The sequence below is a fragment of the Streptomyces sp. NWU339 genome, from assembly GCF_003143855.1.
Taxonomy (GTDB): Bacteria; Actinomycetota; Actinomycetes; order Streptomycetales; family Streptomycetaceae; genus Streptomyces.
The window spans coordinates 48,270-67,964 of the sequence record NZ_QFRK01000040.1 but is presented as its reverse complement, the minus strand read 5'-3'; the positions used below and the strand labels follow the sequence as shown (position 1 = coordinate 67,964).

14 protein-coding genes and 1 pseudogene are annotated in these 19,695 nt (G+C 74.1%); 13 read left to right on the top strand and 2 right to left on the bottom strand.

Annotation, left to right across the window (positions count from 1 at the left end; translation table 11 throughout):
• The first annotated feature begins 225 nt into the window (after positions 1-225).
• The 11 genes from DIZ27_RS33075 (at position 226) to DIZ27_RS33025 (ending at position 14,853) form a co-directional block, all read left to right on the top strand.
• On the top strand, positions 226-1,416 hold the full coding sequence (locus tag DIZ27_RS33075) for a glycosyltransferase family 4 protein (protein WP_109382096.1): 1,191 nt from the start codon (positions 226-228) through the stop codon (positions 1,414-1,416).
• A gap of 56 nt (positions 1,417-1,472) precedes the next feature.
• Positions 1,473-2,240, top strand: a complete 768-nt coding sequence (locus tag DIZ27_RS33070) for a bifunctional 2-polyprenyl-6-hydroxyphenol methylase/3-demethylubiquinol 3-O-methyltransferase UbiG (RefSeq protein WP_109382106.1) — start codon at positions 1,473-1,475, stop codon at positions 2,238-2,240.
• Entirely contained in the window at positions 2,237-6,655 is a 4,419-nt protein-coding gene (locus DIZ27_RS33065; protein WP_109382095.1) for an alpha-(1->3)-arabinofuranosyltransferase family protein, read from the top strand. Before DIZ27_RS33070 ends, DIZ27_RS33065 begins: the two co-directional genes overlap by 4 nt.
• Positions 6,652-7,968: a condensation protein gene (locus tag DIZ27_RS33060; protein ID WP_109382094.1), complete on the top strand. Its 1,317-nt coding sequence runs from the start codon at positions 6,652-6,654 to the stop codon at positions 7,966-7,968. Before DIZ27_RS33065 ends, DIZ27_RS33060 begins: the two co-directional genes overlap by 4 nt.
• Positions 7,965-8,702 carry a bifunctional 2-polyprenyl-6-hydroxyphenol methylase/3-demethylubiquinol 3-O-methyltransferase UbiG gene (locus DIZ27_RS33055; protein ID WP_109382093.1) on the top strand — a complete coding sequence of 246 codons (738 nt, stop codon included), beginning with the start codon at positions 7,965-7,967 and terminating at the stop codon, positions 8,700-8,702. Before DIZ27_RS33060 ends, DIZ27_RS33055 begins: the two co-directional genes overlap by 4 nt.
• A gap of 15 nt (positions 8,703-8,717) precedes the next feature.
• The gene (locus DIZ27_RS33050) at positions 8,718-9,632 is read left to right on the top strand and encodes a DMT family transporter (protein ID WP_181383802.1); all 915 of its coding nucleotides are present in this window, start codon (positions 8,718-8,720) and stop codon (positions 9,630-9,632) included.
• Positions 9,633-9,639: 7 nt separating this feature from the next.
• Positions 9,640-9,948: a Trm112 family protein gene (locus tag DIZ27_RS33045; protein WP_109382091.1), complete on the top strand. Its 309-nt coding sequence runs from the start codon at positions 9,640-9,642 to the stop codon at positions 9,946-9,948.
• Positions 9,949-10,034: 86 nt separating this feature from the next.
• The gene (locus DIZ27_RS33040) at positions 10,035-10,811 is read left to right on the top strand and encodes an FkbM family methyltransferase (protein WP_109382105.1); all 777 of its coding nucleotides are present in this window, start codon (positions 10,035-10,037) and stop codon (positions 10,809-10,811) included.
• Positions 10,812-11,111: 300 nt separating this feature from the next.
• Positions 11,112-12,599: an acyl-CoA synthetase gene (locus tag DIZ27_RS33035; protein WP_109382090.1), complete on the top strand. Its 1,488-nt coding sequence runs from the start codon at positions 11,112-11,114 to the stop codon at positions 12,597-12,599.
• A gap of 148 nt (positions 12,600-12,747) precedes the next feature.
• Positions 12,748-13,785 carry a rod shape-determining protein gene (locus tag DIZ27_RS33030; RefSeq protein WP_109382089.1) on the top strand — a complete coding sequence of 346 codons (1,038 nt, stop codon included), beginning with the start codon at positions 12,748-12,750 and terminating at the stop codon, positions 13,783-13,785.
• 396 nt (positions 13,786-14,181) lie between these two features.
• Positions 14,182-14,853 (top strand): ANTAR domain-containing protein, encoded by a 672-nt coding sequence (locus tag DIZ27_RS33025; RefSeq protein ID WP_181383801.1) that lies wholly within the window; start codon positions 14,182-14,184, stop codon positions 14,851-14,853.
• A 23-nt stretch (positions 14,854-14,876) separates the two neighbouring features.
• Here DIZ27_RS33025 and DIZ27_RS48910 read toward each other — a convergent pair whose 3' ends face one another.
• Entirely contained in the window at positions 14,877-15,197 is a 321-nt protein-coding gene (locus tag DIZ27_RS48910) for a hypothetical protein (RefSeq protein ID WP_181383800.1), read from the bottom strand.
• Positions 15,198-15,559: 362 nt separating this feature from the next.
• Here DIZ27_RS48910 and DIZ27_RS33010 point away from each other — a divergent pair, with 362 nt between their 5' ends.
• Complete coding sequence (locus tag DIZ27_RS33010) at positions 15,560-16,399, top strand: SDR family oxidoreductase (RefSeq protein WP_109382103.1); 840 nt, start codon at positions 15,560-15,562, stop codon at positions 16,397-16,399.
• 6 nt (positions 16,400-16,405) lie between these two features.
• Positions 16,406-17,884 carry an NAD(P)/FAD-dependent oxidoreductase gene (locus DIZ27_RS33005; protein ID WP_258308650.1) on the top strand — a complete coding sequence of 493 codons (1,479 nt, stop codon included), beginning with the start codon at positions 16,406-16,408 and terminating at the stop codon, positions 17,882-17,884.
• On the opposite strand, the pseudogene DIZ27_RS32995 reads toward DIZ27_RS33005, so the two are convergent.
• A pseudogene (locus DIZ27_RS32995) lies at positions 17,844-19,663 on the bottom strand (glycoside hydrolase family 15 protein). The gene DIZ27_RS33005 and the pseudogene DIZ27_RS32995 overlap by 41 nt on opposite strands.
• Positions 19,664-19,695: the final 32 nt, after the last annotated feature.

The window sequence follows — 19,695 nt, the reverse complement described above, 5'->3', positions numbered from 1 at the left end:
CCCGAATTCCTCCCCTTTCCACGCCACCACGTTCCGCACCCCCTGCGCTTCGTGACACTCCCCGTACCTCCGAACTCCCCGTACCTCCGAACTCCCCGTACCTCCGAACTCCCCGTACCTCCGACACGCCTGCGCTCGGCAGCACTGCCCGCGCCGCGCACCCCGGTCCGACCCGCACGTGCCCCGCGTACCCCACGCATGACCCCCAGACGAGTTGGAGCACCGATGCCCCAGCACGTACCGTCCTCTCCCCCGCTCCCGGCCTCTCTCAAGCGGGGGAACCCCCACCGCACCACGCTCCCCGGCGCGCCGCAGGCACTTCCGGCGGTGTCCCCCGGCCCCCGCCGGATCGTCTTCCTCGCCCACCGCGACCTGGACAACCCCTCCGCGGGCGGCTCCGAGCTGCTGGTCGACCGGCTCGCCCACGGCCTGAGCCGCATGGGCCACCAGGTCACCCTGCTGTGCGGGGGTCCGGCGGCCCCCGTCCGCGACTACCGCGTGGTGTCGGCGGGCGGCGCCTACAGTCACTTCCTGCGGGCCCGTTCCGCCTTCGCCCGCCGGGTCGGCGACTGCGATCTGCTGGTCGAGGTCTGCAACGGCATGCCGTACCTGGCACCGATGTGGCATCGCGGGCCGACGCTGTGCCTGGTCAACCATGTGCACACCGACCTGTGGCGCATGCGTTTCGGCGGTCCGCTGGCTCCGGCCGCGCGGATCGGGCGCAGGCTCGAGCACTGGGCGCTGACCGGTGCCCGGCGGCACGGGCTGCTGGTCGCCGTCTCCCCGTCGACCGCGGACGCGCTGCACGGGATCGGCGTGCCCCGCGAGCGGATCAGGGTCGTGCACAACGGTGTGGAGGAGCCCGGTCCGGGCACCGGGCGCTCCCCGGAGCCGCTCTTCGTGGCGGTGGGCCGGCTCGTCGAGTACAAGCGGATCGATCTGCTGCTCCGGCTGTGGGAACGGGTGCGGCCGGTCACCGGCGGTCGGCTGGTGATCGTCGGCGACGGCCCCGAGCGGGAACGCCTCGAACGCCTCGCCGGTCCCGGTGTCGAGTTCACCGGACACGTCTCCGAGGAGGAGAAACACCGTCTGCTGTGCGCGGCCTGGCTGTTGCTGCACCCCTCCGCGGTGGAGGGGTGGGGGCTGGTCGTCACGGAGGCGGCCACGCGCGGGACCCCGACCGTCGCCTTCGACGTACCCGGTCTCAGGGATTCCGTGGTGGACGGCGAGACCGGCGTGCTGGCCCGCGGCGAGTCCTCGTTCGCGGCGGCCTGGTGCACGCTCGCCCTGTCCGGTGCCCGCCGGGAACTGATGGGCGAGGCGGCCAGGAAGCACGCCGCCCGTTTCCGCTGGGGCCGCACGGTGCGGCAGTTCGGCGCGGTGGCGGCGGAGGCGGTGCGAAGTCATCGGCCATGAGCGGTGGACACATGACTGACAGGGGCATGACCGAGACGGGGCCGGGCGGCAGAGACATGAGCGGCGGGAACATGAGCGGCAGGGGCGGGGGCGGCGTGCCGAAGGACCCTTCCCCGCGCCGTTCCCTCGCCCTGTTCCGCGCCTTCATGCGGGAGCAGGAGGACCCCGACGCCTGCTACGCGCTGCTCGCCCGGGACGCCGCCGACCAGGTCGAGGCGTACGGCGGTCCGGTCGCGGGCCGCGTCGTGCTGGACGTCGGCGGCGGCAGCGGGCACTTCACCGAGGAGTTCCGCCGCCGCGGCGCGGACGCCTTCCTGTTCGAGCCGGATGCGCGGGAGCTGGCCGAGAAGCCCCCCGAGGGGACCGTCCTCGCGGACGGCTATCTGCTGCCGCTGTGCGACGGAGCCGCGGACGTGACGTTCTCGTCCAACGTCCTGGAGCACGTGGCCGATCCGCAGACCTTCCTCAGCGAGCTGGTCCGGGTGACCGGACCGGGCGGGCTCATCTACGTGTCGTTCACCAACTGGCTGTCGCCGTGGGGCGGGCACGAGTGGGCCCCGTGGCACTACCTCGGCGCCGAGCGGGCCCGCGCCCGCTACCGGCGCCGTACCGGCAGGCCCGCCAAGCACACGCTCGGCGAGAACCTCTTCCCGGTGCACATCGGCACCACCCTGCGGCAGGTACGGGCCCGCGCCGACGTACGCATCGTCTCGGCGCGCTCCCGTTACTGGCCGTTCCTCACCGAGGCCGTGGTCAAGGTGCCCGGTCTGCGTGAGTTCGCTACGTGGAACCTCCTCCTCATCCTCCGGCGGTGTCCCGAATGACGACCACGGTCCAGGCTCCCCCTCCGGCAGCCGTCCCCCGTACCGCGACCGCCGCGGGCCCGCCCCCGGGCCCGCGGTCGCGGCGCTGGCTGCTGGGCTTCTGGGCGGTGGTGTTCGCCCTCCTCCTGGCGGTGCAGCCGGGGCGGCAGACCTTCGACACCAAGCTGGGTGTCACCGTCGACCCGGGCCGGTTCCTGACCGACCTGGGCCAGCTCTGGCAGGACCAGGGGTCGTTCGGCGGGGTCCACAACCAGTACGTCGGCTACCTGTGGCCGATGCTGCCGTTCTACTGGCTGGCCGACCTCGTGCGGCTCCCGGTGTGGCTGGCGGAGCGGCTGTGGCTGTCGCTGATCGTGTCGGTCGCCTTCTGGGGCGCGCTGCGCCTGGCGGAACGGCTGCGCGTGGGCAACGGGGCGTCCCGGCTGCTCGCGGCGACGGCGTACGCGCTGTGGCCGCTGTTCACCACGGTGATCGGCTCGACGTCGGCCGCCGCCCTGCCGGGCGCGCTGCTGCCGTGGGCGCTGCTGCCGCTGACGGACGAGCGGTACGTGCCCCGGGTCGCGGCGTTGCGTTCGGCGCTGCTGGTCCCGTTCATGGGCGGGGTCAACGCGGCCTCGACGCTGGCGTCGCTGCTGCCCGTGGGCCTGTACCTGCTGTCCCGGCCGCCAGGGCCGCGCCGGTGGCGGCTGATCGCCTGGTGGGCGCCCGCGGTCGCGGTGGCGACCGCCTGGTGGTGGATCCCGCTGCTGCTGCTCGGCGTGTACGGCGAGAACTTCCTGCCCTACATCGAGACCGCGCGGACCACGACCGACACCATGTCGGCGACGGAGGCGCTGCGCGGGGCCGGGAACTGGGTGGGGTACCTGCACTTCGGCGAGGCGTGGCTGCCCGCGGGCTGGACGGTCGCCTCCTCGGCGCTCGTGATCGTCTGCTCGGCGCTCGCGGCCGGTCTGGGCCTGGCGGGGCTGGCCCGGCGGGACCTGCCGGAGCGGCGCTGGCTGGTGCTGACGGCGCTGGTGACGGTGCTGGTGCTGCTCGCCGGGTACGGCGGCGCGTTCGGCGCCCCGTTCCACTCGGTGGTGCAGGACTGGCTGGACGGCTGGCTGTCGCCGTTCCGCAACGTCTACAAGTTCCAGACGGGCCTGGCGCTCGCCCTGGTGCTGGGGCTGGCCCATCTGGTGGGCGTGGCCGCCGAGGCGCGCGGGGCCCGCCGGGTCCGCGGCCGGCGCCTCGCGCCCCTGGTCGCCGCGGTGCTGGTCCTGCCGGGGCTGATGTGGCCGTACCTCAACGGGTCCATCCTCAGCCCGGGTTCGTTCCAGGAGATCCCCAAGTACTGGCAGGCCACGGCCGACTGGCTGGAGAAGCACTCCCCCGACTCCCGGGCCCTGGTGGTGCCGGCGACCGCGCACGGCATCCACACCTGGGGCTCGACCATCGACCAGCCGCTGGACGTGGTCGCCGGCTCCCGCTGGGCGCAACGCGATTACGTGCCGTTCGGCACCCCGGGCAACCGGCGGGCCCTGGACGCGGTCGAGCAGGCCCTGCTGACCGGCGCCGAAGTACCCGGCCTGGCCGACTACTTGAGCCGTGCGGGCCTGTACTACGTCGTCGTCCGCAACGACCTCGACCCCGACCAGGTCGGGCAGGTGCCGACCGCGACGGTCAAGCGCACCCTCACGCAGTCCGGGTACGAGCGGGTCACCGGACTCGGTCCGGTCACGACCGGCGGAGTGATCGCGAACGACACCCCGCTCCAGGTCGAGGGGCTGTACCCGCGGCAGCGGGCGGTGGAGATCTACCGTCCGACCGGGACGGACGTCCGGCGTCCGGGGCAGGCCTCGCTGGCCCCGATCGCCGACACCGCCGTGGTCTCCGGCGGCCCGGAGTCCCTGCTGCCGCTGGCCGGCGAACTGCGCGGCCGGCCGGCCGTGCTGACCGGCGACGGCCACCCGGGGCTCGGCACCCCGCCCCTGCAGGTGACCGGCGACGGGATGCGGTACGCGGACACCCGGTTCGGCCTGGTCAACTCCAACACGTCGTACACGTACACCCGGGGCGAGCGCAACGCGCCCGACGCCGTGCAGGACGCGGGTGAGCGGCCGCACCAGATCCTTCCCACGAAGGGCCTGGAGCACCAGACGGTGGCCGAACTGCGCGGCGCCCGTTCGGTGTCGGCGTCCTCGTACGGCAACTGGCTGTTCCACCTGCCGCAGTACGACCCGGTGAACGCCTTCGACGGCAACCCGGACACGGCCTGGGCGGAGGGCTCGGCCGGCTCGCCGGACGGGCAGTGGCTGCGGATCGCCTTCGAGGACGGCTACGAGATGCCGGACTCCCTCGGCATCACCCCGCTGCCGCAGGACGGTGTGCGGGCGGCGGCGACCAGGGTGCGGGTGGAGACGGAGCGGGGTTCCGAGACCAGTTTCCTCCAGGCGAACGGAACCGAGCAGGACGTCAAGGCACCCGCGGGTGAGACGCGTTGGATGAAGCTGACGATCGTCGATTCGGTCTCGCAGCACACCGGTCTGGGCGGCGCGGGCTTCTCCGAGATCGACCTGCCGGACGTGCGGGTGACCAGGCTGCTGCGGCTGCCCACGGACTCGGCGGAGTCGACCGCCGCCGCCCAGGTCGTCTCGCTGCACCGCTCGGCCGACCCGACCGGGCTGTCCCCCACGGGCACCGAGAACGGGCTGCACCGCCTGTTCACCACGGGCACGGCGGGCACCTACGAGGTCGCGGCGAGCGCGGTGGCCGTGCCGGGTGAAGCGCTGGACCGCCTGCTGTACGAGGTGGCGCCCGAGCAGCGGGCCCGGATCACCGCCACCGCCGACTCCACCGCCCGCCTCGGCGCGGGCCTGACCGCGCGCAACCTCACCGACGGCGACCTGACCACCGCCTGGATCGCGGGCGACCGGCCGGTCGTCCGTCTGAGCTGGGAGGGCAAGCAGCCCGTCGACGAGGTCGTGCTGGCGGCCGCGGGGGGCCTGTCCACCAGGCCGACCGAGGTGCACATCAGCTCCCCGGACGGCGCGGCGATCGCGGGGGTCGACGACAACGGCATGGTCCGCTTCCCGGCGATCACCACGGACCGGCTCGACATCACGATCACCCGCACCGCACCGCTCACCCTGCACAACCCCGTCGTCGGCGAGGACCTGGACCTGCCGGTGGGCCTGACGGAGGTCTACGTTCCGGCGCTCGACGAGTACCGCACCCCGCAGCCGTCCGCCGACCGGGAGTTCACCCTGGCGTGCGGCGAGGGACCGGTGCTGGCCGTCGACGGTCAGCTGCACGGGACCGGCGTCAAGGGGACGGTGGGGGACCTGGTGGAGCGACGTCCGGTCGAGGTGACGCTCTGCCAGGAGGGCGACGTCGACACGGCGTTGGAGCTGTCCGCCGGCCGGCACCGGATCGAGGCCGGTGACGCGGGCCCGCTGACCGTCACCGCCCTGACCCTGACCCGCGGCACCGTGCCGGACGCCTCGACGGCCGGGCGCGAGCTGACGGTCGAGGACTGGCTGGGCGACCGGCGCGAGCTGTCGGTCGGTTCGGGCGCCGCCTCGTACCTCACGACGTACGAGAACTACAACAAGGGCTGGACGGCCACCCTGAACGGCGAGGAACTGACGCCGGTGCGGCTGGACGGCTGGCAGCAGGGGTGGCGGATCCCGGCGGGCGAGAGCGGCACCGTGAAGCTGTCCTACGGTCCCGCCACGACGTACGACGCCGCGCTGATCGGCGGCGGCGTCGGGATCGCGGTGCTGATCGGGCTGGCGCTGTGGCGCCGCAGGGCCGAGAACCCCGAGAACGCCGAGAACCCCGAGAACTCCGACGCGCCGCAGCCCGCGCCGCCGGCGCCCGGACCGTGGCTGGGCGCGGTGGCGCTGACGCTGGTCGGCGTGGTGATCGCGGGCTGGTGGGCGCTGCTGGTCCCGGCGCTGGCGCTGCTCGCACGGCGCAGGGCCGCCCTGCTGGTGCCGGTGGCTCTGGCCGCCCTCGCGGGAGCGGGGATCGCGGCGGCCCTCGGGGCCGGGGAGTCGGCGGGCGCGGGCACGGGCGCCTACGGGCATCTGGCCCAACTGCTGGCGCTGACCGGACTGTTCGCGGCGCTGGTGAGCCTCGGCAGTCCGGATTCCGGGCGCACGGTCCGGGAGGACGGCTGGGGGTCCGGCCGGACGGACGGCACCGGGACGGCCCCGTACGGGCCCGGCGCCGCCGACGGTCCGGGACACGACACGGCGCGGTACGACACGGCCGTACAGCCCCCGGAACCGCCCCGCGTTCCGGCGCACTCGCCGCCGCCCGGCCCGGAGAAGTCCACGCAGCGGCTTCCCCGCGTGCGGGGAACGGACGGCGCAGGAGGCGCGGACGGCTCGGCGGGCGGCGGGCCGGCGGAAAGGGGCAAGACCGGATGACCGCTCCTTCGCGCATCCCGTTCCCCGTGGTGGACGAGGTGTCCCGGCACTGCGTCCAGGACGAGGAACCGGAGACGGTGCTCATCGAGGTGCGCCTCCCCGGGGAACTGGATCCCGGCCGCCTGCGCAAGGCGTTCCTGGAAGCGATGCGCCGGCACCCGCGCGTCCTCATGCGCGAGGCCCCCGGCCCCTGGTACCGGCGCCGCTACGAGTGGGAGCTGACCGAGGAACCGGATGTGGAGGTGGTGAGCTTCCCGCCGCCGGGTCCCGGCTCCCTGCAAGGCGCCCGGAGCCGGGCCATGGCCGTGGCGCCTCCGCTCACGGCGTCCCCGCCGATCCGCCTCGAGGTGGTGAACGCCCCGGGTGACACCGAACCCGGGGCGGGCGGCCGCGCGGGCGCCTCGACGGGCACCGCGCTGCTCCTCACCCTCCACCACACGGCCCTCGACGGCCCGGCCTGCCTGCGCGTCCTGGCCACCGCCGCCGAGATCTACGGCGGCCGGGACAACTCGCCCGCCGCCCCGCCCGTACGGCCGTCCGAGACACCGCGGGCGGACGCGCCGGACGCCCCCTCCCCGTGGGCTCCGCCCGCCCGGGTGTCCCGCGGCACCCCGGAACCGCACCCGGGCCCCCGCCGCGGCAACGGACTGCTCCACACCGAACTCCCGTTGCCGCACCGGCCCAAGGGCTCTCCCTACACCGTCAATGACCAGCTCATGGTCGCCACCGCCCTGACCCTCGCCCACTGGAACCGCGAACACGGCGCCCCGGTCCGCCCGTTGCGCATCACCATGCCGGTGGACGACCGCCCCCGGGACGCCACGATGCCCATCGGCAACGGCACCCGGCTGGTCGAAGTCCCCTTCTCCCCCGAAGAGCTGGACACGTCCGACCTGCCCGCCCTGCTGCACCGCACGGCCTTGCGCACCCGCGCCCTCAAAGCACTCCCCCGCCCTCAACTGGGACATGGAGCAGCCCTGTTGACCACGCCCTGGGCACCGGTCGCCGTCCGTGCCGTCCTCACCCGGGCCGTGCGCAGGGCCGTCGCGCCCTGGACGTCGACGACGCTGCTCAGCAACATCGGCCGCATCCCGTACCCGCTGGACTTCGGGGAGGAGGCCGGGTGCGCGCACGCGGTGTGGTTCTCGGCTCCCGCCCGGATGCCCCGCGGCCTCACCTTCACCACCGCCTCCACCGCGGGCCGGCTGCACCTGTCCGTGCGCTGGTCCCGCGCGCTGCTCGGGCCCGGCGACGGCGCCCACCTGCGCGACCTGTTCGCACACCACCTGCACTCCACGGAGGCGACCCCGTGACGACCACCGCGTCCCCGCCCCGCGACCTGCGCGACTTCTACGAGAACCCCGCCGTCCCGGTGGCCTCGGGCCCCTCCCGAAGCCTCCGCCAGGCCCGGATGCTCGCCGGGGCGCTCGGCCCGGCCGGTGCCCTCGGCCCCGCGACGATCCTCGACATCGGCTGCGGCGACGGCACCGCCGCGGCCACCGCCGCGCCCCTCCTGCGCGGCCACCGGCTCGTCGGCGTCGACTGGTCCCAGGACGCCCTGACGCGGGCCCGCACCCGGCTGCCGTACGCGGTGCGCGGCGAACTCACCGACGGCGGGCTGCCGTTCGCCTCCGGATCGGCCGACGCGGTGCTGTTCAGCGAGGTGCTCGAGCACCTCGTCGACCCGGACGCGGCCCTGGAGGAGATCCACCGGGTGCTGCGCCCCGGGGGTCATCTGATGCTGTCCACCCCCAATCTGGCCGCCTGGTACAACAGGGCGCTGCTGCTGGCCGGGGTGCAGCCGGTGTTCTCCGAGGTCAGCCTGCGCGGCATCCACGGCCGTCCGGGTTCGGAGGTGGTGGGGCACCTGCGGCTCTACACCGCCCGCGCGCTGCGGGAGTTCGCCGCCGCGTCCGGTTTCACCGTCGTACGCCTCGAAGGCGCTCCGTTCCACGGGGTGCCGCGTCCGCTGCGGTTGCTGGACCGGCTGGCCTGTGCCCGGCCTCCGCTCGCGTCGATCCTGCTGCTGCACGCCCGCCGGACGTAAGGGGGCGCGGGGACGATGTGGTGGGGAGTGGCCGCTGCCCTGGTCTCGAACGTCCTGTACAGCGGCGGGTTCGTCCTGGAGAAGCGGGCGCTCGCCACCCTGCCCGAAGTAACGGTTCACCGGCCGGCGCGGCTGCTGCGGCTGGTGCTCGGCAGCCCGCTGTGGATCGCCGGCGCGCTGTCCCTCGCCGCCGGTTTCGGCGCACAGCTCGCCGTGTACCGGACCCTGCCGATCGCCGCCGCCCAGGGCCTGTTCGTCTCCGGCCTGGTGCTCCTGGTGATGCTGTCGGCGCGGCTGCTCGGCGAGCGGACCACCGGCCGGGAGCGGTACGCGCTGGCCGCCATCCTGCTCGCGCTGCTGATGGTGGTGCTGTCGCTGAAGGAGGGCGGCGCGGGCGCCGACACCGTCGGCCGGGACGCGCCGTACCGGCTGATCCTGCTGGTGTGCGTGCCGTCGCTGGCGGCCGGGGTGTGGCTCTACCGGTCCGCCGAGCGCCGTGCCCGGCGCCGGCACCGGATGCCGACCACCGGCGTCGAGTACGGGGTCGCCGTCGGCCTGCTCTACGGGGTCAGCTCGCTCGCCGTCAAGGGGGTCTCAAGTCACCTGACGACCAGCGGTGTCGGTGACGCGCTGCTCGACCTGCTGCGCTCCCCCTACCCGTACCTGCTGCTGTTCACCGGCGCGTTCGGCCTGGTCCTGTCGCAGGCGGCGCTCCAGCGCTGCCGGGCCTCGCTGATCGTGCCGGTGTGCACGACCGTGACGTGCCTGTACACGGCGGTGCTCGGCACGCTGTCGTTCGGCGAGGAACTCCCCGACGAGCCGCTGCGGCTGGCCCTGCGCGTGGCGGGCACGGTGCTCGCGGTCGCCGTACTGCTGGTCATGCCGAAGCACGACACCACCCCCGATCTCCCACCGCCACCGAGGAGTTGACGTCACCGTGAAGCCCGACGACCCGCTGCTGAGGATTCTGGCCTGCCCGCTCGACAAGGGCCCGCTGCACCTGCTCACCACCGCCGCCTCCGCGGCCGGGGACGACGGTCTCGAGGAGGCGCTCTACAACCCGCGCCTGCGCCGCCGCTATCCGGTCCTCGACGGCATCCCGCAGTTGCTCCCGTCCTCCGGTGAGCAGGTCTCGGACGAGGAACACGAGCGACTGCTGGCCCACATGTCCGAGGGCCACATGTCGAACCGCCACATGTCCGCGGACCACACCGGACATCCCGGCGCCCCGGGAGCGACCCCGTGACACACACGGACGGCCGGAACGACCGGCCTCGAACCACGCGGACCACTCTCGCAGCGCGCGTGGCGCCGTTCCTGCCCACCCGGGCGGTGGCCGCCGCGGCCCGCGCCGTGTACCCCCGCTTCGAGCCCGAACTGGCCCGGCTCGCCGAGCTGTGCCCACCGGACTGCGGCACCGCCGTGGACGTCGGCGGCTGGTACGGCCCCTGGACGCACCGGCTGGCCCGGCGCGCCCGCCGCGTGGTGACCGTCGAACCGGTCCCTCACCTGGCCCGGCTGCTCACCGCCTGCTCCCCGCCGAACGTCCGCGTGATCCGTGCCGCCGCCTCGGACCGCTCCGGCGTCGCCCGGCTGTGGCTCCCGCCGGACGACGGGGGCGACCGGGGCGTGTCGTCCCTGGTCCGCCGGGAGATCCACGGCCACGCCCTGGACGTCACCTGTGTCACGCTGGACGAACTGGGCCTGAAGGACGTCGGCTTCATCAAGATCGACGTGGACGGCAGCGAGTCGGCGGTGCTGCGCGGCGCCACCGGCGTCCTGGCCCGCGACCGCCCGGCCCTGTTCGTGGAGCTGGAGTCCCGCATCCAGCCGATCGCACCCGTGGTGACGTATCTGTCCCTGCTGGGCTACGACGGCTGGGTGCTGCCCGCCGGCTCCTGGGTCCCGCTGGCCCGCTTCCCGCTGGAGGCCCATCAGGCCGGGGTCTCCCACGTCGCCTCGCACGGCCTGCTCCGCCGCGTCCTGCCCTACGGCCCGTTGAGGGGCCCGCGTTACGTCAACTCGGTGCTGTTCCTCCCGGACGGCCGCCGTCCCGAAGCGCCCCCGGTGAACGACGACTCCCGTACCTTCCGCGAAACGTCCCCCTAGGACCTGCCCGGCGGATCATGCCGCAGACGCGGGGGCCGGCCCGCCCTCCCCCAAGCTCTTCGAGCAGGGGAGACCCCGGCCGACCCCCTCCTCCGCCTTGCAGCTGGACGCACCGGCCCCCGCTCACCCGTGCCGACAAGGCACCGTCGATTCCCTGCAACCTGTTCCGTCGGGCAGGCCCTGGCCCGCCCGACCGTCGGTCCGGTCGATGGTGTACAGAGGGGTCGTGGTCGCGGTGGTACCGGGGAACGAGAACCGGAACGACGGCCGCGCAGCCGAACGGTTAAGGAGTTACGACGCGTGTCCCCTCTCTTCCCGGCCCTGACCGACGCCCCGGCCGCCGACCGGCCCGCCCTGCGGTTCGGCGAGCGCTCACTGACGTACGGGGAACTCGCCGCCGCGGCCGGCGCGGTGGCCGGCGGCGTGCGGGAGGCGCGGCGGGTCGCCGTCTGGGCGACGCCGACGCTGGAGACGGCGGTCGCGGTCACCGCGGCGCTGCTCGCCGGGGTGACCGTGGTGCCCCTGAACCCCCGGTCGGGCACGAAGGAGCTCGGCCACATCCTGTCCGACAGCGCCCCGGACCTGGTCCTCGCCGCCCCCGGCGAGGACCTCCCCGCCCCACTGGACGGCCTGCCCCGCCTGGACGTCGACCCGGCCGACCGGGCCCCGGGCGATCGTCCCCTCCCCGAGGACCGGGGGCGGGACGAGGACCCGGCCCTGGTCGTCTACACCTCCGGCACCACCGGCCCGCCCAAGGGCGCCGTCATCCCCCGCCGCGCGATCGCCTCGACCCTGGACGCGCTCGCCGACGCCTGGCAGTGGACCGGCGACGACGTCCTGGTGCACGGGCTGCCGCTGTTCCACGTGCACGGGCTGGTCCTGGGCGTCCTGGGCCCGCTGCGCCGCGGCGGCTCGGTGCGTCACCTCGGCAGGTTCAGCACCGAGGGGGTGACCCGTGAGCTGAGCGGCGGCGCGACCATGCTCTTCGGGGTGCCGACGATGTACCACCGCGTCGCGGAGGCGCTGCCCACCGAGCCGGAGCTGGTCAAGGCCCTGGCCGGGGCGCGGCTGCTGGTGTCGGGGTCGGCGGCGCTGCCCGTGCACGACCACGAGCGGATCGCGGCGGCGACCGGGCGCCGGGTCGTCGAGCGGTACGGCATGACGGAGACGCTGATGAACACCAGCGTCCGCGCGGACGGCGAGGCCCGCCCCGGCACGGTGGGCGTGCCGCTGCCGGGCGTGGAGCTGCGGCTGGTGGAGGAGGCCGAAGAGGGTGAGGAGGCCGAAGAGGGCGTGATGTTGGTGACGGCGTACGACGGGGAGACCGTGGGCGAGATCCAGGTGCGCGGCCCGAACCTGTTCACCGAGTACCTGAACCGTCCGGACGCCACCGCGGACGCCTTCACCGCCGACGGCTGGTTCCGCACCGGTGACATGGCGGTGCGCGACGCCGACGGCTACGTCCGGATCGTCGGCCGCAAGGCCACCGACCTGATCAAGAGCGGGGGTTACAAGATCGGCGCCGGGGAGATCGAGAACGCGCTGCTGGAACACCCCGGGGTCCGGGAGGCGGCGGTGACCGGGGAGCCGGACCCCGACCTGGGCGAGCGGATCGTGGCGTGGATCGTCCCCGCCGCCCCCCAGGCACCGCCCTCCCTCGAGGAGTTGGCCGACCACGTCGCCCGCCGTCTGGCCCCGCACAAACGCCCCCGGGTGCTGCACCGCCTCGCCGCGCTCCCCCGCAACGACATGGGGAAGATCATGAAGCGGGCGCTGCGCGACGGCTGACCGGCAGCCCCTCCGCGCCCGTCGTCCCCCGTTCGGCGGCCCCCCGCTCGGCCCCCTAAAACGGGTGAAAACTCCTGAATCCGCGCAGGATGGTCATGAGGTCCGCCGCCCGGCGGCCCGCAGGACCGCGCACTCGGGAGGATCTGCCGTGACCGCCAGTCTGGAGCAGTTGCGCCGCTGCCACTTCGCCGTCGACCTGGGAGCGGCCCGCACCCGGGTCTACGTCAAGGGTGCCGGTCTCGTCGTGGACCAGCCGTCCGCCGCCGCGGTCAACACCCGCAGCGGCGCGCTGATCGCGGTCGGGGAACTCGCGGAGCGGATGACGGGACGGACCCCGGGTTACATCCGCGTCGTACGGCCCGTCTCCGGCGGCACCGTCGTCGACATCGAGATGGCGCAGCGGATGCTGCGGCATCTGCTCGACGACAGGGTCCGCCGCACGCTGCGCCGCAGGCCGGGCCTGCGCGCCGCCGCCTGCACCCCGCACGACGCCGATCCGCTCGCCCAGCGCGCCGCGATCGAGACCCTGGTGGGGCTGGGCGCGCGCCGGGTGGAGCTGGTCGACACGCTCATCGCCGCCGCCGTCGGCTGCGGGCTGCCGGTGGAACGTCCCGAGGCGACCATGATCATGGTGTGCGGGGCGGCGACCACGCAGGTGGCCGTGCTCTCCCTCGGGTCGATCGTGACGGCCGAGCGCATGCCGGTCGGCGGTGACGCCGTGGACAACGCCATCGTCCAGCACCTGCGCCACCAGCACGAACTGATGCTGCCGAGCCAGTCCGTACGGCCGTTGCAGCTGGCCCTGTCCGGCAACGGGCTCACCCCGCACGGCCCGGAGTCGACGGAGATCCACGGCCGGGACGTCGCCACCGGCCTGGCCCGCTCGGTCAAGGTCGACACGGCCGCCGTGCGGCACGCCATCCAGACCCCGCTGACCGCGGTGCTGGACGGGATCGGCAAGGTGCTGCGGGGCTGCCCGCCCGACCTGGTCGCCGACCTCGCCGACCGCGGGATCATGATGGTCGGCGGGAGCGCCCTGCTGCCGGGTCTCGACCAGATGCTGCGGCAGGCGACGGGCATGCCCGTCCACATCGCCGAGCGGCCGGACATCTGCGCCGTCCAGGGCCTGGGCGCCATGCTCGAGGGCAAGATCGCCCCCTTGGTCCTGGACCCCCTGGCCACCTGACCCGGGCACGCGGTCCCGGCAGCCGGCTCGGGCAGCGAACGTCACCGGGGCCGCCCGGAGGACCGGGACCCCACCCACCGCACGGCCCGCGGCCGCCTGCCCACAGCCCGCCGCACGGCGTGGCCGGCCGCCCGGGAGCCCGCCCCGCCCCGCACCCGCCGACCCGGCTCCGGGGTCGAGGTGCGGCCACGCGCGCTGTCGCCCCGGTGCACGACCGCGCCCGGTCACCGCCCCGTGCCGCCGGAATCACGCCGGTTCGAAAAGCGGGGGTGTAGGACGTCGCACAGCGGGCAGGCGCATCCGCGAGCGCAGCCCGGACCCCGCACTGCCCGCCGCCCGGTCCACGGCGGCCGAACCCGACGCCCGGCCACGTACGGGTACCGACGAGGCGGTGACATGACCTCCGCGGCACCATCCCCTTCCTCCGGACGGCACGACGTCCTGGTCATCGGCGGACGCATGGACGCCGACCGGGCCCTGCTCACCCCGCGCGGTGAACTCGTCCGGGGATGCGCGGACACCCTCGCCGAGAAGCTGGCCCAGCTGCCCGCCCGCACGGCCCGGGTCGATCTGGACATGAGCGGGGTGCGCTTCATGGACACGGCGGGGCTGCGGTTCCTGGACGTGCTGCGCGACCACGGCCGCCGGCGGTCGGTGCCGGTCACGGCCACCCGCTGGAGCGGTCAGCCGCGCCGCCTCCTGGAACTCGTCGGCCTGGACACCACCGACCCGCTGCGGCCCCCGCGCCGCGGCGGCGCTCCCACGCCCTCCCCCCCGGCCCCGCACGGGACGGACCGGGCGCACATGGCGGAGGAGGAGATCGAGCAGCTCCGGCAGGCCATCGCCGCCCGGCCGGTGATCGACCGGGCCCGCGGCATCCTCATGGCCTCCCACGGCTGTAGCTCGGACACCGCCTGGCGCGTCCTGCGCGAGGCGTCCCAACTGTCCGGCACCGGGCTCCGCACGGTCGCCGCGGCCGTCACCGCCGGTGCCGGCCGGGCGGGCCCCCGCCCTCCGGAGGAGGTACGGGAGGCCCTGGCCACGGCCCTCGCCCGCCACCTGCCCTGAGCCGCCACCTCGGCGGTGGTGGATCAGGAGGGTGCGCCCACCGGCACGTCCGGCCGCGGCTCGCCGTCCTCGTCCAGGTCCGGCGGGACCGTCGGCAGCGCGCTCGCGCGGAGGCCCTTCGTACGCGGCATCCGGAAGCCGATGAGCGCGGCGGCGGACCCGAGGATCGCGCAGAGGGTCACGGCGCCGTGGAACGCGGTCATGAACGCGTCCCGTCCCGCGGCCACCACCTGCTCCCGCAGGGCGCCCGCGTTCGCGGCGACGGCGTCGAACGCGCCGGACCCGCCGGCGTTCCCGGAAGGGCGGTCCGCCGCACGGGGCCCGGACTCGTCCCGATCCGCCACGGCCGGATGTCGGGGTCCCGTTCCGCTTCCACCGGACGCCGCGATCACGGCGTCCGACCTGGCCGACGGCCCGCGCTCGGGACTCACGGCCCAGCTGTGCGGAGACGCGCACCCGCTGGGCTTCCGTCTGCCTCCCTCCCCGGAGGAACGGCCTCCGGGTGCCGGGTCCGGGGGCGACCGCACTCTCATAGGCCGCCCGTGTGGTGTGCCCGGCCCGATGCGGCCGCGTGGCGCGCCGGTGTGTCCTGCCCGCGGCGCAGGGTGCTTGGGTCGGGACGCAGGGTGTGCGACGACTCCTGTGTCGTCCGCGTCGCCCGTTCCTGGCGTGCGTGACCTGTCGAAACGCTGAAGGAGAGATCGTGGTGGCAGGAAAGGGCGACGTGAACCGTGGGGCGGTGTCCGCGCAGCTCCTCAGGGGCCAGAAGGCGCTGGTGACCGGTGCCAACTCGGGCATCGGCCTGGCAACCGCCGTTGCCCTGGGCCGGGCCGGAGCGGACGTCGTGGTGAACTACGTCGTCGGTGCGGACGAGGCCGACAAGGTCGTGGCGGACATCGAGGGCTTCGAGGTCCGCGCCTACGCCCACGAGGCCGACGTGTCCGACGAGGACCAGGTGACCGCCATGGTCGCGCGGATGGTCGAGGAGTTCGGCACCATCGACATCATGGTGGCCAACGCGGGCCTCCAGCGGGACGCGCCGGTGACGGAGATGACGCTCGCCCAGTGGCAGAAGGTCATCGACGTCAATCTGACCGGCCAGTTCCTGTGCGCGCGGGAGGCCGCCAAGGAGTTCGTGCGGCGCGGCGTCGTGGAGGAGGTCTCCCGGTCGGCCGGGAAGATCATCTGCATGAGCTCGGTCCACCAGATCGTCCCGTGGTCGGGGCACGTGAACTACGCCTCGTCCAAGGGCGGTGTGGGCATGCTGATGCAGACCCTCGCCCAGGAGCTGGCCCCCCAGCGGATCAGGGTCAACGCGATCGCACCCGGTGCCATCCGCACCCCGATCAACCGCGACGCCTGGTCCACCCCCGAGGCCGAGGCCGACCTGCTGCGCCTCATCCCGTACCACCGCGTGGGCGACCCGGACGACATCGCCAACGCCGTCGTCGCCATGGCCTCCGACCTGCTCGACTACGTCGTGGGCTGCACGCTCTACGTCGACGGCGGGATGACGCTCTTCCCCGGCTTCGCCACCGGCGGCTGATTCCCGATGCAGGACCACGTCACGCCCCGCAGGGTGGTGATCCTCGGCGGAGGGTTCGCCGGGCTGTTCGCCGCTCGTGCCCTGCGGCGGTCACCGGTCGCGGTGACCGTGGTCGACCGCCGCGCGCACCACCTTTTCCAGCCGCTGCTCTACCAGTGCGCCTCCGGCATCCTGTCCGAGGGGCAGATCGCGCAACCGCTCCGCTGGGTCCTGCGGCGTCACCACGACGTGAGCTGCCTGCTCGCCGAGGCCACCGACGTGGATGCCGAAGCCCGGCTGGTCCACGCTCGACGGCCCGACGGCGAAGCCGTCGAGTTGCCCTACGACGATCTGATCGTCGCGGTCGGCCTGCGCCAGTCCTGCTTCGGGCACGACGAGTTCGCCGCGCACGCTCCCGGCATGAAGACGCTGGACGACGCGCTGGACATCCGCCGCCGGATCTACCGGGCGTTCGAGATGGCCGAAACGGCGGCAGACGACCGGGAACGGCAGCAGTGGCTCACCTTCGCGCTCGTCGGCGGTGGGCCGACGGGTGTCGAACTCGCCGGACGGCTCCGGGAGATCGCCGGCCACACGCTCGACCGGGAGTTCCGGACGATCGACTCCGCCACGGCCCGGGTGCTGCTCTTCGAGGGGTCCGACGAGGTGCTGGGGGCATTCGGCCGCCCCTTGGCCCACCGTGCGGCGCGGAGCCCGCGGAACCTCGGCGTGGAGCTTCACCTGGGCACGACGGTCACCGACATCGACGAACGCGGCCTGACGGTACGCGATCGTGACGGCGCGACGACCCGGTTCGAGGCACGCACCGTGCTGTGGACGGCCGGGGTCGAGGCGCCGCCGATCGCCGCCGCACTGGCGCGGGCGACCGGCGCCGACCAGGACCGCGCGGGGCGCATCAAGGTCGAACCCCGCCTCACCGTCCCCGGCCACCCGGAGATCCGCGTCACGGGCGACGTGATGAGCCTGGACCGGCTGCCGGGCCTGGCCGAGGTCGCCATGCAGTCCGGCGCTTACGCGGGCCTGAGCGTGCGCCACGCCGTGGAGGGCAGGACGAAGCAGCCGAAGCCCTTCACCTACCGGGACCTCGGCAGCGCCGCCTGCATCGCCCGCGGCCGGGCCGTCGTCAAGGCCGGTCCGCTCCGTCTTTCGGGTTTCACCGGCTGGCTCGTCCGGCTCTTCGTCCACCTGGCCCCCCTCATCCGGTGCCTCGCGGGCTCCGGGTCGTCCGGACCGGACGACGTCTCCACCGGTGCGGCCAAGGTGACCGTCCGACCGGTCCGCCCCTCGCGGATGGCGGCCGGCACACGGGCGGGGGTGAGAGCGGCCGGCGTGCCCCGGTCGCCCTCGACCCAGGCGGCGCGCGAGGCCAGGCGCCGGTACAGCACGGCGGACTCGGCCGCGCTCAGCCGTGGCTGCCCTGCCGGACGGGCATGCGTGACCACGGTCAGCGCCCTTGCTCCGCGTCGAGCGCCTCGTCGAGGGTGATGGCGGCCATGATCAGGGAGAGATGGGTGAACGCCTGGGGGAAGTTGCCCAGTTGCTCCCCGGACGGACCGATCTCTCGGCGAACAGCCCGACGTGGTTGGCGTAGGTCTGCATCTTCTCGAAGGTGTAGCGGGCCTGGGCCGACCGCCCCGCCCGGGCCAGCGCGTCGACGTAGAGGAAGGTGCACAGGCTGAAGGTGCCCTCCGAGCCGCGCAGCCCGTCCGGCGACGCCGCCGGGTCGTAGCGGTAGACGAGGCTGTCGGAGACGAGCCTGCGGTCCATCGCGTCGAGCGTGGAGAGCCACGCCGTGGTCCGGGGAGCGATGAACCCGACCCTGGGCATGAGCAGCAGCGAGGCGTCGAGGACATCACCGTCGTAGTGCTGGACGAAGGCGCGCTCCTTCTCACTCCAGCCGCGCTCCACGATCTGGTCGAAGACGGCGTCCCGCACCGTGCGCCACCGCTCCAGATCGGCGGGCCTGCGGAAGGACTCGGCCAGGCGCAGCCCGTGGTCGAAGGCGACCCACGACATCACCCGGCTGAAGGTGAAGTCCTGGCGGCCGCCGCGGGTCTCCCAGATGCCCTCGTCCGGCCGGTCCCAGGTGTCGGCGAACCAGTCCAGCGTCCTGGTGAGCGCCTGCCATCCCTCGAAACTGGCCTGCGGCGCGATCTCGCGCCCCTGGGCCACCGCGTAGATGGCCTCGCCGTAGATGTCCAACTGGAGCTGATCGGCGGCGCCGTTGCCGACGCGGACGGGGTAGGAGCCGCGATAGCCCTCGAAGTGATCGAGCGTCTCCTCCGGCAGGTCGGGATCGCCGTCGATCCGGTACATCGTCTGGAGCGGCTCTCCCTCCGTGCCCGCGCGCTCGCGCAGCCTGTCCACCAGCCAGTGGACGAAGGCGGTGGCCTCCTCGACGAAGCCGAGGTCCAGCATGGCCCGCACGGACAGCGAGCCGTCGCGTACCCAGGTGAACCGGTAGTCCCAGTTGCGCTCTCCGCCGACCTGCTCGGGCAGGCCGGTGGTGGCAGCCGCGATCAGGGCGCCGGTGGGGGCGTAGGTGAGGAGTTTGAGGGTGATGGCCGAGCGGTGCACCAGCTCGGGCCACCGTCCTCGGTAGCGGGACCGGCGCAGCCAGTGCTGCCAGAACCGGCCGACTTCCTCGACCTGCCCGTTGAGCCCGTCGACCGTGGGGGGTGCGGGCGCCTCGCCGCCGGACGCGCAGACGGTGAACACGGCGCCGCCGAACTCCCCGGCGTTCAGCGTCACCTTTCCGCGCACGTCCTGACCCTCGCGCTCCAGCGGGAAGGTGGAGCGCAGGTGCCCGTCGATCCCGCGGGTCCGGAACAGAGCGCCGTCCTCGCCCAGTTCGAGCTCGTGCTCGGCCCGGCCGTAGTCGAAGCGCGGCCTGCATTCGAGGGTGAACTCGACCGTCCCCCGCACGGCACGGACCCCGCGGATCAAGGTGTGCCGGTCAGTGGCGGTTCCGGTCCGGTCGGGGGGCATGAAGTCGATCACCTCGCCGACCCCGTCCGGTGACATGAACCGGGTGACCAGGATGGCGGTGTCGGGGTAGTAGAGCTGCTTGCAGGTCCCGTCGGGATGCTCGGGGGCCAGCCGCATGTACCCGCCGCGGTCGTGGTCGAGGAGGGCGGCGAAGATGCTGGGCGAATCGAACCTGGGAGCGGCGAACCAGTCGATGACGCCCTGCGACGAGACGAGCGCGGCGGTCTGCAGGTCGCCCACCAGGCCGTGTTCGGCGATGGGAGGGTAGCGGTCCATGGCTGCTCCGAGGTCTCGGAAGACGCCCCCGC

Bases quoted from the DNA above. Each gene is read 5' to 3' on its own strand.
- DIZ27_RS33075 (WP_109382096.1), top strand. From the start codon at position 226: ATGCCCCAGCACGTACCGTCCTCTCCCCCGCTCCCGGCCTCTCTCAAG.
- DIZ27_RS33050 (WP_181383802.1), top strand. From the start codon at position 8,718: ATGTGGTGGGGAGTGGCCGCTGCCCTGGTCTCGAACGTCCTGTACAGC.
- DIZ27_RS33065 (WP_109382095.1), top strand. From the start codon at position 2,237: ATGACGACCACGGTCCAGGCTCCCCCTCCGGCAGCCGTCCCCCGTACC.
- DIZ27_RS33005 (WP_258308650.1), top strand. From the start codon at position 16,406: ATGCAGGACCACGTCACGCCCCGCAGGGTGGTGATCCTCGGCGGAGGG.
- DIZ27_RS33070 (WP_109382106.1), top strand. From the start codon at position 1,473: ATGAGCGGCGGGAACATGAGCGGCAGGGGCGGGGGCGGCGTGCCGAAG.
- DIZ27_RS33060 (WP_109382094.1), top strand. From the start codon at position 6,652: ATGACCGCTCCTTCGCGCATCCCGTTCCCCGTGGTGGACGAGGTGTCC.
- DIZ27_RS33025 (WP_181383801.1), top strand. From the start codon at position 14,182: ATGACCTCCGCGGCACCATCCCCTTCCTCCGGACGGCACGACGTCCTG.